Genomic DNA, 14,440 nt, shown 5'->3' on the forward strand with positions numbered 1-14,440 from the left:
ACCGAGCGGAAACCGCCTACCGGTCAGGGCGCGAAGCGGGCGACGAACCGCCGCTGCCAGGGCGTCTCGACCGCTTTCGCGGCGTAGCCGTCCCTGACGTACCGCACGGCCTCGGCGGCGGGGACGCCGTCGAGGACGGCCAGGCACGCGAGCGCGGTCCCGGTGCGCCCGTGCCCGCCGTGGCAGGCGAACTCGACGCGCTCGGTCGCGGCCCGCTCCCAGGCGTCGCGGAGGGCCGCGGCGAACGCGGTCCTGTCGGCCGGGAGCCGGAAGTCGGGCCAGCGGACCCACACCGCCTCCCACGGCGTCGCGGGCGGCTCCTTCCCGAGGAGGTACAGCGCGAACGCCGGTTCGGGCCCCGCCGGCAGCGGCCGCGCGAGGCCCCGCCCGCGGACGAGCCGCCCCGAGGGCAGCCGCAGCACACCGGGCGCGCCAGGGTCCCAAGTCATGGCCCGATGCTACTGCGCCGCAGCAAGACCGCTACCGCACCTCGACGAGCCCGGTGCCCTCCTCGGGCAGCTCCTTGAGCGTCCGGATCGGGGTCTTGAGGAGGACCAGGCAGCCGGCGAAGAGCATGGCGGCGGCGATGAGGAGGACCGACTGCGCGCCGATCGCCTGGCCGACGAACCCGCCGGCGATCGAACCGAGCGCCATCGTGCCCCACGTGACGACGCGCTGCGTGGCGTTGACGCGGCCCTGGATCGAGTCGGGGGTGACCGCCTGGCGGTAGCTGACGACGTTCACGTTGAACACCACGATCGCGCCGACGAACAGCGCCTGCCCGAGGAACGCGACCACCGCGCCCCACCCGGGCCCCGAGAACGCCACGACCGCCATGCCGGGCCCGGAGAGCGCGAGCGCGACGAGTGCGGTGCGGCCCATGCCGAACCGCGCGGAGGCCTTCCCGACGAGCATCGCGCCGAGGACCCCGCCGGCGCCGGAGCCGGCGAGGATGACGCCGACGATCGCGCTGGGCTGCCCGGCGTCGCGGATGAGGAAGACGACGAGCATGGCCTGGAACGCGCCCACGGAGAGGTTGCACCAGGCGCTGGAGAACGCGACGGTGCGGACGATCGGGTCCTTGAGGAGGAACCTGATCCCCTCGGCGATCTCGGCGCGCAGATGCGGCTTCCCGCGGCGCACCGGGTCGGGCTCCTGGAAGCGGATGCGCCACACGCTGAACGCCGACACCGCGAACCCGGCGACGGCGACCGCGACCGCGACGGGGGCGGTCAGCAGCGTCACGAGCGGCCCCGCGAGGAGCGGCCCGCCCGTGTCGGAGGCGGACCGGAGCCCCTGGATGCGCGAGTTCGCCCCGGCGAGGCGGTCGTTGTCGATGAGCATCGGCACGTAGCTGCCCTGCGCCACGTCGAAGAACACCGAGACGAGGCCGAGCCCGAACATGACGGCGTACAGCTGCCACATCGCGAGCGCGTCGAGGACCCACGCGAGCGGCACGGTCAGCATCACGGCCGCCCGCAGCACCTCGCTCACGACGATGATCGGCTTGCGCCGCATCCGGTCCACCCAGGCGCCCACGAGGAGTCCGAAGAGCACCAAGGCGATCTGGTCCATGGCGTTGAGGACGCCGATCTCGGCTTCGCCGAGGTCGAGCACGACGACGGCGATGATCGAGACCGAGAAGTAGGCGATCTGGAGGCCCACTTGGCTCGCGGCCACGGAGACGAGCAGGAGCCGGTGGTCGGGGTTGCGGAACATCGGTGCGGGCTGCCTTTCAGGGGGTATTCGGGCAGCCTACGCCCCGAACGCGACAAACGGGTGCCACGGCCGCTGCTCCCCCACGGCCGCAAGCGCTTCGGCGGGCGAGGCCCCGGCGGCGCAGCGGCGGTGGTACTCGACCATCATCTCGGCGGCCATCGCGTCGGGGACCTTCGCGAGGCTGGAGACGACGGTGGCGGTGCCGGCGTGCAGGAGCGCGGCGGTGAAGCCGAGGGTCTCGTTCCCGACTTCCACTGTGGACCGGCCGAGGTCGCAGGCGGAGAGCACCACGTGCGCGGGGGGCTGGTCGAGTCCGAGGAGCTCGTACGCGTTCAGCGGCCCGAGTCCGAAGTCCAGGCGGGAGAACAGGACGTTGTCCGGCTCGTGGTGGCCGTGGGCGGCGAGGTGCGCGACGGCGGCGCCGTCGAGGGCCTTGAGCACCGTCTCGGGGTCGGACTCGTCGGCGGCCACGCGCACCGCCTCCGGATAGAGCCCGGCGACGGCCTCGATCTCCTCAGTCGCCCGGCCGAGTCCGGGACCGGCCGCGATGAGCGCCGGCCCGGTCGCCGCGGGCCGGTGCACCGCCCGCCACCACGCCTCGGCGGAGGGAGAGACGGTGAGCGGCCGGCCGCGCAGCGGCGGCAGCATCGGCCAAGGCACCCATGCGAGCTTGCTGTGCGGGACCATGACCGCCTGGCGGTCCCCGATGTAGTCGAGGAGCGGGTCGAGGACGCCTCGGGACAGCGCCGAGGCGTTGCGCCGCATGGAGCCCTCGACGCTCTGGCGCAGACGCTCGGGATGGTGGAACGTGCGCCGGAGCGCGTCGAGGTCCGCGCCGAGGCGGCTGCCCAGCTCGGCGGCCTCGTCGAGGCCCATGAGCTCGACGTGCCGGATGTCGGCGCCGCCGACGAGGACCGCGCGAACGCTGCCGCCCACCTCGAAGAGGTTGATCACCGCGGTGTCCCGCGACCGGGCGAGTTCGTGGATCTCCTCCGCCGAGATCCGCTCCTCCTGCTGGCCCGGGCCCGGTCTGGCGCGGTCGTAGTCGCGGATCTGGGCTTCGAGCCGGCTCACGCGGGCAAGGGCCTCGGTCGCCTCCTTGCCCTCGACCTGGAGGTCCCAGAGCTCCTGCCGCGCTTGGCGAAGGCGGCCCAGCGCCTCGCGGGCGGCGGAGTCGCCGGAGGACTTGACCGGCGGGATGCGCAGCGCCTGCCCCCGGCTGCGCTCCGCCCACTGGAGCATCTCGGCGGGACTGCCGTGGTTCGTGGTGTGGGTCAGGCCCTTGCTCGACAGCTGGACACCGAGCGCGGAGACGCCCGCCTGGAACTCGACGGAGCCGAACGCCATCCGGTACTCGTCGAGCAGGTCGAGTCCCGCGCGCAGTTCGGGCATGGGATCGAGGCCCCGGGCGATCGCGAGCTCGGCCTTCGCGAGGTAGCGGGCGAGGTCCTCGGCGAGTGCGTCGTGCCCCGGCCCCCCCGATTCCCCCTTGAGCAGCTCCTCGACCCCTTCGAAGGACCCGGCTCTGATCTTGGCGCGAGCGGCGAGGATCTTGGCCTGCTCGAGTCGCAGCGTCCAGCCGCGCTGTTCGAGGGCGTCGCAGAGCCGCGTCACCTTGTCGGCGAAATCCGGGTCGGTGTGCCCGGAGTCGAAGCGGCCCTGGAGGATCAGCAGGCGGGCGAGGAACGCCATCGGTTCGTTGCCCTGCTCGTAGAGGGAGTCCATGGCCTTCCGGGCCCACTGCTCCGCGAGTTCGAAGCGGTTGACCTCGAAGGCGGCGACCGCGAGCCAGAACTCGGCGATCGCCGCACTCCGGCGGTTTCCCGCCAACCGCTGGGCCGCTATCACCTCGACCCAGCGGTCCGCCGCCTGCCGGTACATGCCGACATAGAACAGGGCCTGCGCATATGAGAAGTCGATGAACGATTCGAGATCGGGGGCGTATCGGCGGAACTGCTTTCGAACCTCGTCAAAGGTGAGCAGTGCCTTGGTGATGTCGCCGAGATCGAGCCAGATCAGCGCCTCCAAGTGAATCGCCTTCGCCCGGTTGACCGGAATGCCGACTCGCTCGTACACCTGCAATGCGCGCTGGATGCTCTCCATCGATTGATGCAATTCGCCCAAGTCGCGCCAGACCATCGCCCGGTTGTGGAACAACGCGGCGTACATGTAGTCCGGTCCGTTCTCCGCCAGGTGGGGCTCCGCCTCGGCGAACCACCGGATCGCGTCGGACAGGCGACTGCTCTGCCACAGGTTGAAGGCGCGCTGATGGAAGAGTATTCCGCGGTCGGGAGGCGCGACGAACGCCTCCGCGAGGTCGAGGAGACGCAGTCCCTCCGCCGATTCGCCCAAGTGCGCCATGTTCGCGGACATCACCATGAGCGCTCTCGCCGTCAATCTCGCACGGGCGGTTCCCGGCTGCGGCGGACGCTCTGGACTCCATTCGAGCAGTGCCAGCGCCTGGTCGAGAACCTCCGCCGATTCCGCGATGCGGCCGCGCCGGTTGAGGCGCTGTCCCCGGGTGAACAATCGCCAGGCGCGTTGAAGCATTCTTCACATGCTACAGGCGCACAGCTGGTGTCACGACCACCGCGGGGAGCCCTTCTCGCTGCAATGCCTCGTCGGGTCTGATGACCAACTGGAACATCTCGTCGTTGGGAAGTCCCTCGAGCACGAACCGTCCGCTCTCATCAGTCGAGGCGCGCCTGGTGCCTTGCGGACTGCGGAGTTCGACGGCATAGGTCCCTTCCGGGCCGATCCACCCGTCGAGCCGCATCTCCTGCACGGCGGACGGCCGCGGGGTGACCATGACGGTGACCGTTTCGCAGTCGAAGGTGATCGAGGCCGGATCGCCTTGATTCACCGTCAGTTCCGCGTCACCGCGCATGAGCGTCAATTCCTTCGGCCGGTACACGGACGCGACCCTCGCGTCGAGTGCGGCCTCGAGTTCGAGCGCGAATTCGACTCGTTCATTGAGGTCGTTCGGCATCGGATCGTCCCGGTGGTGGAGCTCGTTGATGACGGCGAGGATCCGCTCGTCGCAGGAGTCCAACGGCTCGAACTCGCCCTGGTCCCGAGTTTCAGGTTCCATCTGCACTCCGCTCCTCACCTGCGCCCCAGGACGGGTCGTCCAGGAGGGTCTTCCTCAGTTTGTCCAGGCACCGGCCCCTGGTGGGCCCGATGCTCCCCCTCTTCATCCCGAGTTCCTCAGAGATGACGTCGTAATCCGGCCGGGAGAACGCCGCCACGTAGGCGAGCAGCGCCCGGCACTTGTCGTCCTGCGCAAGGAAGGCGCGGCGGACAGCCTCTCGCTCGGCGTCGCGGACGAGGCCGTCCTCGATGCCGTCGATGATCGGCTCCTTGATGTCGAGCGGGTCGGAGACGACCTCTCGCCTCGACTGCCCGGCGACGTTCCAGGCCTCGCGGCTGACCGTGGTGCGCAGCCACTTGGTCAGCGCGCGAGGCTTCTCCAGTCCGTCCTTCGTGCGCCACAACCGCATCCAGGCGGTCTGCACGACGTCGGCCGCGCTCTCGGGGTCGAGCCCGGCCCGGCGGGCCACGCGCCAGAGCGGCTCGTTGAGCTCCTCGATCAGGGTGCGCTGCGCAACGCGGTCGCCGGCACGCGCGGCGACGTAGAGCCGCGCGTACCGGTCGTAGTCGACCGCCGCCACCGAGTGAGCCGAAATCGCGTTCATGGATTCAGGCTAGCGGCTCTTCAGCCGGGCCAGCGCCGCGTGAGCGCGCTCCGCGGCCTTGACCGGGTCCTGGATCTCCTCCACGCCCGATTCCGCGATGGCGTTCAGGAGGTAGGCCGCCGCGACCGGGGCCGCGAACGACGTGCCGCTCCAGACCGCGTAGCCGGAGGAGAAGTCGTCGAAGTCGTAGCTCTCGCGGTAGCGGTTCCGCATCGAGGACTTCGAGCGGCGCTCGGGCTCCAGCGATCCCGCCGCCTCGCACGGGTACGTGCTCACCAACCCGGCCCCGGTGGCGTAGCACGAGACCCAGGGGCCCTCGTTGGAGAACATCGCGATCTCGAGGTTCGGGTTCAGCGCGCCGACGCTCATGATCGGCGCCGCGTTCTCCGGCTGCTCGTGCGCGGCGAACGCCGCGGGGTAGAACGGCCGGTCCGAGGACTGGTTGCCCGCGGCGGCGACCACCGGGACACCGAGTTTGGTGAGGCGTTCGACCGCTCCTCCCATCCAGCCGCCGGGGACGTCGTCGGCGGCCTCGTCCACATAGCCCGTCGCGAGGACGACCACGTCGACCGCGAACGCCTCGGCGTCGCCGCCGCGGGCGGCCTCGATCTGGTCGGCCACGTGGTGGAGCGCGCCGATGATCTCGTGCTCGTAGGACAGGCCGTCGTTGTGCACCACCCGGAGCGAGTACACCTGGACGTCCGGGGACATCTGGCGCAGGAGGCCGGTGATGAAGGTGCCGTGGCCGAAGTGGCTGGCCACCTCCCCGAGGAGGGTCGGCTCGTGGACCGGGCCGTCCCAGGGGTCGTCGAGCGGCGGCGCGGGCGAGTCGTTGTACTCGCCGAGCTTCGTCTGGAAGGCGTGGTCGACCACGACGAAGGTGTCCCTGCCTTCGCTCCGGTCGGAGACGTCGAACGCCGGGTGCCGGCTGGGGACGCCGGTGTCGAGCATCGCGACGCGGAGCCGGCGGTCGAGTTTCCTGCGCTCGGGCATCGGCGCCACCAGATCGACCGGGATGCGGCCCAGAGAGTGCTTGTGAGGGCCGGGAAGCGGCGGTTCACCGGTGCCGACGCCGATCCCGCCACCCTTGGAGCAGATCATGAGGTGCTCCAGGCGGACCTTCGCCAGCAGGTCCTCCGGCAGGCTCTCGTCGCCCGTGCTCGTCCGCAGCCGCTGGAGCAGCGACCACGCGTCGACGCCGGCCTGGTCGCCGTGGCTGCTGACGACCGGGACGCGGTAGGGGCCCTGGCCGGAGACGATCGGGCTGGCCGACCCGCTCTCCAGGGACATGCCGGTCGGGCTGATCGCGCCTTCGAGGCGGCGGCGGGCCTCGTCGTCGTTGATGACCGACTCGTCCACCAGCAGCCGGTCGTAGCGGTAGATCGTGCCGACGGGGGCCGAGCGGCCCGCGGTGCGGACGACCTGGCCGGGCGCCAGGACGCGGCCGCCGTGGCGGTCGAGGGTGGTGTAGGCGAGTTCGGGGACGCCGGACATGTGGTCGCGGCGGGGGTTGGGCTTCAGATGGGGTTCGTGATCGGCGAACACCAATCGCATGGGAGCTCCTCTGGTCGTCTTCGGGGGCTATGCGGTTGTCGGTGAGGAGGGGGATCTCTTCAAGATCGATTCTCCTCACGTTCCGTCCGGCGTGGGGTCCACGCCGGCTCCGATAGGTCCAAGGGCACTCGAGCCCGGAATGCCGCGAACGCCACGGGCTGCACGGTTATCACGGCTTTCACCAGGGAAGAGGCCTGCGGTTCACCTGGGATACACGGGGAGGCGCGGTTTCTGAAGTTGGCACGTCCGGGACCGCGCCGGACACGCCGAACGCCCCGGAGGTCGGGCCTCCGGGGCGTTCGGTCCTCGGGTCTACGGCTTGGCCGGCTCGTCCTCGTCGTCCTCGATGATCTCGACGATGGGCTCGTCGTCCCAGGTCTCGAGGTCGAACTCGCCGTCGCGGACGCCTTCGACGAAGGCCTCCCACTCGGACGGGGTGTAGATCAGGATGTCGCCCTCGGGGTCCTCGGCCATGCGCAGGGCCACGAGGCCGTTGTCGGCGTAGCCGATCTCCAGCGCCGCCGGGGTGCCGTCCTCGCGCACGGTGCGCTCCCAGCGGGCGGTGGCGGTGTCGAACTCGCCCTTGAGCGGATGCTCACGCTTCGTCATCAGCCAAGGATAGAAAGGGGAGCGAACGAGCCTCACCGCCCCCCTGCACGTCGGTCAGTGCAAGCCGAGCAGGCGCTTGAGGATGAGCTCCACCTTGAGCATCGGCATGGCGTCCACGGCGCCGATGCGCCGGATCATTCGCTCGGAGGAGACGACCCGGATCTGCTCGCATTGCACGTAGCTCGTAACAGCAAGGGCCCCTTCAAGTTCGACGTGCGTGGGGTAGTCCTTGCGAGTGCGGGAGATCGGTATCACGATCGGAATGCCGACTCGGGACATGTCGTCGTGGGAGACGATGAGGGCGGGGCGCCGGAATCCCTGCTCATGGCCGATGGGGTCACCGAAGTCGCAGAGGTAGATGTCCCCGCGGTTCACTCGTACTCGCTCCAGTCCTCGGGTTCGAGGCCGTCTCGCAGGGTGCCCGAGAGCCGCTCGGTCGCCCGCCGGAGGTCGGCGCGCGCCTCCGGAGTCAGCATGGTCGCACGGACCTCGGCCCAGAACGCTTGGGTCTCGGCGGCGTCGAGTGCGCGCTCGACCGCCCCGGCCATCGTTGTGTGCTGACTGCTGGCAAGGCGTGAGATGCGGTCACGCAACTCGACCGGCACCTTGATCGTAGTCATATCGGTCATAGAATTGAGTATACCCTGGGTATACCGGCAGCGCAAAGGGGCCGAACCGGCAGTTCGGCCCCTCGGGCGGGACGGGTCAGCCCTGGTGCGGGTAGCGGTACTCCGTCGGCGGGACGAAGTTCTCCTTGATCGAGCGGGGGCTGACCCAGCGGATCAGGTTCTGCCAGGAGCCGGCCTTGTCGTTGGTGCCCGAGCCGCGGGCGCCGCCGAAGGGCTGCTGGCCGACGACCGCGCCGGTCGGCTTGTCGTTGATGTAGTAGTTGCCGGCGGCGAAGCGGAGCGCTTCGCTCGCGCGGGCGATGGCGGCCCGGTCGGTGGCGAAGACGGCGCCGGTCAGGGCGTACGGGGCGATGTCGGCGGCCTCGCGGACGACGGTGTCGAAGTCGGCGTCGTCGTAGACGTGGACGGCGTTGATCGGCCCGAAGTACTCCTCGGTGAACAGCTCGTGGGTCGGGTCGGTCGCCTCGATGAGCGTGGGCTGCACGAAGAAGCCCTGCGAGTCGTCCGCGGTGCCGCCGGTGACCACAGTGGCCTTCGCGTCCCCTCGCAGGCGCTCGAAGAGCGCGGTGTGCTTCGCGTAGGCGCGGGCGTCGATGACGGCGCCGCCGAAGTTGGCGAAGTCGGCCACGTCGCCGTAGGTGATGTCCTCGGTCATGCCGACGACGGCGTCCTTGAGGCCGCCGCGCCACAGCGAGGCCGGCACATAGGTGCGCGAGAGCGCCGAGCACTTCTGGCCCTGGTACTCGTAGGCGCCGCGGACCATGGCGACGGCGAGCGTCTGGAGGTCGGCGCTCGGGTGGGCGATGATGAAGTCCTTGCCGCCGGTCTCGCCGACCAGGCGCGGGTAGGTGCGGTAGCCGCCGATGTTCCGGCCCACGGTCTGCCACAGGTGCTGGAAGGTCCTGGTGGAGCCGGTGAAGTGGATGCCGCCGAGGTCGGCGTCGAGGAGCGCGGTCTCGGAGTGCTCGCCCACGCCGGTGACCATGTTGATCACGCCGTGCGGCAGGCCCGCCTCCAGGAGCACCCGCATCACGAAGTGCGCGGCGAACTGCTGGGTCGGCGAGGGCTTCCACACCACGGTGTTGCCCATGAGGGCCGGCGCGGTCGGGAGGTTCCCGGCGATCGCGGTGAAGTTGAACGGGGTGATCGCCAGGACGAACCCGTCGAGCGGGCGGTGGTCCATGCGGTTCCACAGGCCCTTCGAGGAGATCGGCTGCTCGCGGTAGATGCCCTCGGCGAAGCTGACGTTGAAGCGCAGGAAGTCGATGAGCTCGCACGCGGCGTCGATCTCGGCCTGCGCGGCGGTCTTCGACTGGCCGAGCATGGTCGCGGCGTTGAGGACGTCGCGGTACGGGCCGGAGATGAGCTCGGCGGCGCGCAGGAACACGGCGGCGCGGTCGGCGAAGTCGGTGCGGACCCAGTCGTGGCGGGCGGCCTTGGCGGCGGCGACCGCGTCGGCCCACTCGCCGGCGGTGGCCTCGCGGGTGACGCCGAGGACGTGGTGGCGGCGGTGCGGCTGGACTACCTCGATCTCCGCCCCCGTGCCGCGGCGCCACTCGCCGGAGATGTTGAGGTCCAGGTCGAGGCGGGTGCCGGCGAGCTCGGCGAGCTTCTTCTGGAGGCGCTCGCGCTCAGGCGTGCCGGGCGCGTACGAATTGACCGGTTCGTTCTCCGGCGTCGGTACCGTAAACAAGGCGTCCATCGCACCCTCCCATTGATTCGACGGATATTGCGATCAGTTGGCTTTGAACACGAGGTTACTCGACCAGTGTCGCTCTCGCCATCCTCGCACAGTCCGGGCCGTGTGAACTGGTGCGATGCGAACAAAGCGCCGCGCAGCGGGCGCGGGCGCCACAACCGCGGCTCCGCGGGCGGTCCGCGGGAGCGCGGTCCGTACTCTGGGGTCGTGACCGAAACGCAGGAGCAGCAAGCCGCCACCGCCGCGACCGCGACCGCCGCGCCCCAGCCGGGCCGCATCGCGCTCTGGGTCCTCGCCGCCGCCGCCGTCCTCTCCCTCGCCGGCGTCGTCTACTCCCTGTACCGCCTCACCGGCATGGCCGACGGCCTCGACGACACCGGCGTCATGATCCTGGCGAACTCCCTGTTCAGCCCCATCATCGTCACCGTGTTCGCGGGCGCCGTCGCGGGCGTGGCCGCCGGGCGGCTCCGCAAGGGGCCGGCGCCGGCCCTCGCCCTGCTCGGCGCGCTCGTCCTCGGCCTCGCCGCGGGCGCCGCCGCGTACGTCAGCTTCAGCGCCGACGCGGACATCGCGCTCGCCGTCGGGCTCGTCATGCTCGGGTCCGCGCTCGTCGGCGGCCTGTTCGCGATGCCGCGCCGGGCCGTCACCGTCGTCGCCGGGCTCTGCGCGACCCTGCTGCTGCTCGCGTTCATGTTCGGCCGCGGCTTCTACGAGGCGGCCTCCTCGGTGAGCCTGTTCTCCGACCCGCTCGACGAGTACGGCGCGCTCGGCACCGCGATCCCGTTCATCGCCGGCATCGCCTGCGGCGTCTGCGCGTTCCTCTACCTGCGCCACAAGCAGGCCGGCGTCAAGCTCCTCGGGCACCTGCTCGCCGGGGCCCTGCCGGGCGCCGTCTGGCTCGTCGCCACCGTCGTCGCCCAGGTCGGCGTCGAGGTCGTCCTCGGCATCGGGCTCGACGAGGTCGCCCCGCTCGACCAGGCGTTCCTGGCCCTGAGCTTCCAGTGGCAGTACAACGGCTCGATGACCGCGATGTTCGCGGGGGCGCTGTGCGCGGTCCTCGCCTACGGGTTCCTGCTCCCGAAGCCGGCTCAGTCCAGGGCTGCCAGGAGCTCCTGAAGCTCGGAGGGCGCGTACCAGTCCAGGACGTGCGCCTCCACCGCGTCGAAGTCAGGGTCCTCGTCCGCGAGGGCCCGTTCCACGTCCACCGCCGCGTCCGCGTCGTCGGCGTGCACGGCCGCGACCCGCTTGAGCTTCACGACCCCGTCGAAGTCCGCGCCGGTGCCCTCGGCGTGCTCGGCGAGCAGGTCGTCCGGGACGTCGGCGGAGACCACGATCCGGCGCGGCGCCCCGCCCGCCAGGAGCGGGAGGGAGGCCAGCGCCGCGTCGGCGAACGCCGTGTACTCCAGGTCCTCCTCGTCCGCGCCCGGCGCCTCGCGCCGGAGCCAGGAGGTGACCGCGTGGACGGCCGACACCGGCTTCAGTTCGCCGGTGCCGGCCAGCGTCCGCAGCATCGCCGCGTTCGCGGGTACGTAGATTCGCGCCATGCCCTTAGTGTGCGGCACCCGGGGCGCCGTGGCAGCGCTTGTACTTCTTCCCCGAGCCGCACGGGCACGGCTCGTTCGGGCCGACCTTCTCGACGCGCCGCTGCTGCGGGTTCGCCTGCTGCGCGGGCGGCGCGGTCGCGGCCTTGCGCGGGCCGGCCGAGCGGGCCGACTTCGGGGCGACCTTCGCGGCGCCCTTCTGGCCCGCGCCCGGGGTGCGCCGCACGTCGCGCTTCTGGCCCGCGACCGGCTTCGGCGGGCGCTTGAACACCGCGCCGTCCTCGGTCGTGGCCTGGGACTCGACGCCGGAGGCGCTGTCGATCGACGGCGCGGACTGGAGCAGCATCTCGGGCTTGCGCAGCGGCTCCAGGCCGCGGATCTCGGCCTCCGGCTCGGCGGCGCCGCCCTCGGGCCTGGTCTTCAGCTCGGCGTTCATGAGGAAGCGGACGGTGTCCTCCTTGATGCCGTCGAGCATCGTCTGGAACATGTCGTACGCCTCGCGCTGGTACTCGATGACCGGGTCGCGCTGGGCGTAGGCGCGCAGGCTGATGCCCTGCTTGAGGTAGTCGACCTCGTACAGGTGCTCGCGCCACTTCCGGTCGATCGTCTGGAGCAGCACGCGCCGCTCCAGCTTGCGCAGGACCTCCTCGCCGAACTCCTCCTCGCGGCCGGCGTAGACGGCGTGCGCGTCCTCCTTGACGGCCTTGAGGAGCGTCTCGGCGTCGAGCTCGTCGAGCCCGCCCGCCTGCTTCGCGAGCTCCTTGTGGGTGATGCCGATCGGGTACAGCTGCTTGAACGCCGTCCACAGCTCGTCGAGGTCCCAGTCCTCGCCGTAGCCCTCGCTGGTGGCGCCCGCGACGTACGCCTCCAGGACGTCGTCGATGAAGTGGCCGATCTGCTCGGAGACGTCCTCGCCGTCGAGGACCTTGCGCCGCTCGTCGTAGATGACGGTGCGCTGGTTGTTCATGACCTCGTCGTACTTGAGGACGTTCTTGCGGATCTCGGCGTTGTGGCCCTCGATCTGCGACTGCGCGGACTCGATCTGGCGGGTCACGAGCTTGGAGACGATCGGGACGTCGTCGGGGACGCGCATCCGGTTCATCATGGCGCGCACGGCGTCCGCGTTGAACCGCTTCATGAGGTCGTCGGAGAGCGAGAGGTAGAACCGGGACTCGCCGGGGTCGCCCTGGCGGCCGGCGCGGCCGCGGAGCTGGTTGTCGATGCGGCGGGACTCGTGGCGCTCGGTGCCGAGCACGTACAGGCCGCCGGCGTCCTTGACCTCCTCGCCCTCGGCCTCGCAGATCTCGTCGAACTTGGCCTTGGCCTCCTCGAACGCGGCCGCGTACACCTCCTCCTCGGCCTCGTCGACGCCGCGGGAGCGGAGCTCCTCGGCGGCCATGTACTCGGGGTTGCCGCCGAGCATGATGTCGGTGCCGCGGCCGGCCATGTTGGTGGCGACGGTGACCGCGCCCAGGCGCCCGGCCTGGGCGATGATGTCGGCCTCCTTCGCGTGGTTCTTCGCGTTGAGGACGTTGTGCTTGATGCCGCGGCGCTTGAGCAGGCTCGAGAGCATCTCCGACTTCTCGACCGAGACGGTGCCGACCAGGACCGGCTGGCCGGTCTCGTGGCGCTCGGCGATGTCGTCGACGACGGCCTGGAACTTGGCCTCTTCGGTCTTGTAGATGACGTCGGGCTGGTCGCGGCGGATCATCGGCCGGTTCGTGGGGATCGGGACGACGCCCATGCCGTAGACGTTGTTGAACTCGGACGCCTCGGTCTGCGCCGTGCCGGTGATGCCGGCGAGCTTCTCGTAGAGGCGGAAGTAGTTCTGGAGGGTGGTGGTGGCGAAGGTCTGGTTCTCCTGCTTGATCTCCACCTTCTCCTTGGCCTCGATGGCCTGGTGGATGCCCTCGTTGAAGCGGCGGCCGGCCAGGACGCGGCCGGTGAACTCGTCGACGATGAGGACCTCGTCGCTGTCGGAGACGATGTACTCGCGGTTGCGCTCGAACAGCTCCTGGGCCTTGATGGCGTTGTTCAGGTAGCCGACCAGGGGGGTGTTCACCGAGTCGTAGAGGTTGTCGATCCCGAGGCGGTCCTCGACGCGGGCGACGCCGGCCTCGGTGATCGCGATGGTGCGCTTGCCCTCGTCGACCTCGTAGTGCTCGTCGCGCTTCATGGTGCGGACGATGTTCGCGAACTCGGTGTACCAGCGCTTGGAGTGCTCGGCGGGCCCGGAGATGATGATCGGGGTGCGGGCCTCGTCCACGAGGATGGAGTCGACCTCGTCGACGAGCGCGAAGTGGTGGCCGCGCTGCACGAGGTTGTCCTTGGAGCCGGTCATGTTGTCGCGCAGGTAGTCGAACGCGAGCTCGTTGTTCGTGGAGTACGTGATGTCGGCGGCGTACGCCTCGCGGTGCTTCTCGGAGCCCTCGCCGGGGAGCACGATGCCCACGCTCAGGCCCAGGAAGCGGTGGATCTCGCCCATCCACTCCGCGTCGCGGCGGACCAGGTAGTCGTTGACGGTGACCTGGTGCACGCCCTTGCCGGTCAGCGCGTTCAGGTACACCGGGAGCGTCGAGACCAGGGTCTTGCCCTCACCGGTCTTCATCTCGGCGATGTTGCCCTGGTGGAGCGCGGCGCCGCCCATGAGCTGCACGTGGTAGTGCCGCATGCCGCGGACGCGCCAGGCCGCCTCGCGGACCGTGGCGAACGCCTCGGGCAGCAGGTCGTCGGTGGTCTCGCCGTCCTTCAGCCGCTCCTTGTACTCGTCGGTGAGCGCGCGCAGCTCCGCGTCGGTCAGCGCCTTGTACTCGTCTTCCAAGGAGTCGATCGCGTCGGCGATCGCGTTGAGCCGCTTGAGCGCGCGGCCCTCGCCGGCCCGCAGTACCTTCTCGAACAACGACACGGAAGATCAGCTCCCAGCAAGGTCTTGACCAGAACGGGTGGATTTCCCGGTCAATACTACGCGTACGCGGCGGCTGGTCCTGACGGCCG

13 protein-coding genes are annotated in these 14,440 nt (G+C 70.4%); 1 reads left to right on the top strand and 12 read right to left on the bottom strand.

What is annotated here, in order from left to right:
• Positions 1-23: 23 nt before the first annotated feature.
• The 10 genes from EIW28_RS19800 to pruA form a co-directional block, all read right to left on the bottom strand.
• Positions 24-449 (bottom strand): protein-tyrosine phosphatase family protein, encoded by a 426-nt coding sequence (locus tag EIW28_RS19800; RefSeq protein ID WP_125249428.1) that lies wholly within the window; start codon positions 447-449, stop codon positions 24-26.
• Positions 450-480: 31 nt separating this feature from the next.
• Positions 481-1,719 carry an MFS transporter gene (locus tag EIW28_RS19805; RefSeq protein ID WP_125249429.1) on the bottom strand — a complete coding sequence of 413 codons (1,239 nt, stop codon included), beginning with the start codon at positions 1,717-1,719 and terminating at the stop codon, positions 481-483.
• Positions 1,720-1,755: 36 nt separating this feature from the next.
• Positions 1,756-4,071 (bottom strand): CHAT domain-containing protein, encoded by a 2,316-nt coding sequence (locus tag EIW28_RS19810; protein WP_158630473.1) that lies wholly within the window; start codon positions 4,069-4,071, stop codon positions 1,756-1,758.
• A gap of 208 nt (positions 4,072-4,279) precedes the next feature.
• Positions 4,280-4,810: a hypothetical protein gene (locus EIW28_RS19815; protein WP_232014062.1), complete on the bottom strand. Its 531-nt coding sequence runs from the start codon at positions 4,808-4,810 to the stop codon at positions 4,280-4,282.
• The gene (locus tag EIW28_RS19820; protein WP_125249432.1) at positions 4,800-5,414 is read right to left on the bottom strand and encodes an RNA polymerase sigma factor; all 615 of its coding nucleotides are present in this window, start codon (positions 5,412-5,414) and stop codon (positions 4,800-4,802) included. Before EIW28_RS19820 ends, EIW28_RS19815 begins: the two co-directional genes overlap by 11 nt.
• Positions 5,415-5,423: 9 nt before the next feature.
• Entirely contained in the window at positions 5,424-6,968 is a 1,545-nt protein-coding gene (locus tag EIW28_RS19825; protein WP_125249433.1) for a S8 family peptidase, read from the bottom strand.
• A 312-nt stretch (positions 6,969-7,280) separates the two neighbouring features.
• The gene (locus tag EIW28_RS19830) at positions 7,281-7,577 is read right to left on the bottom strand and encodes a DUF397 domain-containing protein (RefSeq protein WP_125249434.1); all 297 of its coding nucleotides are present in this window, start codon (positions 7,575-7,577) and stop codon (positions 7,281-7,283) included.
• 54 nt (positions 7,578-7,631) lie between these two features.
• Complete coding sequence (locus tag EIW28_RS19835) at positions 7,632-7,952, bottom strand: type II toxin-antitoxin system PemK/MazF family toxin (RefSeq protein WP_125249435.1); 321 nt, start codon at positions 7,950-7,952, stop codon at positions 7,632-7,634.
• On the bottom strand, positions 7,949-8,206 hold the full coding sequence (locus EIW28_RS19840) for a hypothetical protein (RefSeq protein ID WP_125249436.1): 258 nt from the start codon (positions 8,204-8,206) through the stop codon (positions 7,949-7,951). Before EIW28_RS19840 ends, EIW28_RS19835 begins: the two co-directional genes overlap by 4 nt.
• Before the next feature lie 76 nt (positions 8,207-8,282).
• A complete protein-coding gene (pruA, locus tag EIW28_RS19845; RefSeq protein WP_125249437.1) occupies positions 8,283-9,908 on the bottom strand; it encodes an L-glutamate gamma-semialdehyde dehydrogenase in 1,626 nt (541 codons plus the stop codon).
• Positions 9,909-10,112: 204 nt separating this feature from the next.
• On the opposite strand from pruA, the gene EIW28_RS19850 reads away from it, so the two are divergent.
• Entirely contained in the window at positions 10,113-11,021 is a 909-nt protein-coding gene (locus EIW28_RS19850) for a hypothetical protein (RefSeq protein WP_125249438.1), read from the top strand.
• Here the strand turns inward: EIW28_RS19850 and EIW28_RS19855 are convergent.
• Together EIW28_RS19855 and secA are read right to left on the bottom strand one after the other, a co-directional pair.
• A complete protein-coding gene (locus EIW28_RS19855; RefSeq protein ID WP_125249439.1) occupies positions 10,994-11,449 on the bottom strand; it encodes a DUF6912 family protein in 456 nt (151 codons plus the stop codon). The two genes, EIW28_RS19850 and EIW28_RS19855, sit on opposite strands and share 28 nt — an antisense overlap.
• 4 nt (positions 11,450-11,453) lie before the next feature.
• A complete protein-coding gene (gene secA, locus EIW28_RS19860) occupies positions 11,454-14,351 on the bottom strand; it encodes a preprotein translocase subunit SecA (RefSeq protein ID WP_125249440.1) in 2,898 nt (965 codons plus the stop codon).
• Between the last annotated feature and the right edge of the window lie 89 nt (positions 14,352-14,440).

The sequence above is a fragment of the Glycomyces terrestris genome (genome assembly GCF_003933745.1).
GTDB classification, from domain to species: Bacteria; Actinomycetota; Actinomycetes; order Mycobacteriales; family Micromonosporaceae; genus Glycomyces; species Glycomyces terrestris.

Bases quoted from the DNA above. Each gene is read 5' to 3' on its own strand.
- EIW28_RS19800 (WP_125249428.1), bottom strand. From the start codon at position 449: ATGACTTGGGACCCTGGCGCGCCCGGTGTGCTGCGGCTGCCCTCGGGG.
- EIW28_RS19805 (WP_125249429.1), bottom strand. From the start codon at position 1,719: ATGTTCCGCAACCCCGACCACCGGCTCCTGCTCGTCTCCGTGGCCGCG.
- EIW28_RS19815 (WP_232014062.1), bottom strand. From the start codon at position 4,810: ATGGAACCTGAAACTCGGGACCAGGGCGAGTTCGAGCCGTTGGACTCC.
- EIW28_RS19820 (WP_125249432.1), bottom strand. From the start codon at position 5,414: ATGAACGCGATTTCGGCTCACTCGGTGGCGGCGGTCGACTACGACCGG.
- EIW28_RS19825 (WP_125249433.1), bottom strand. From the start codon at position 6,968: ATGCGATTGGTGTTCGCCGATCACGAACCCCATCTGAAGCCCAACCCC.
- EIW28_RS19830 (WP_125249434.1), bottom strand. From the start codon at position 7,577: ATGACGAAGCGTGAGCATCCGCTCAAGGGCGAGTTCGACACCGCCACC.
- EIW28_RS19840 (WP_125249436.1), bottom strand. From the start codon at position 8,206: ATGACCGATATGACTACGATCAAGGTGCCGGTCGAGTTGCGTGACCGC.
- pruA (WP_125249437.1), bottom strand. From the start codon at position 9,908: ATGGACGCCTTGTTTACGGTACCGACGCCGGAGAACGAACCGGTCAAT.
- EIW28_RS19855 (WP_125249439.1), bottom strand. From the start codon at position 11,449: ATGGCGCGAATCTACGTACCCGCGAACGCGGCGATGCTGCGGACGCTG.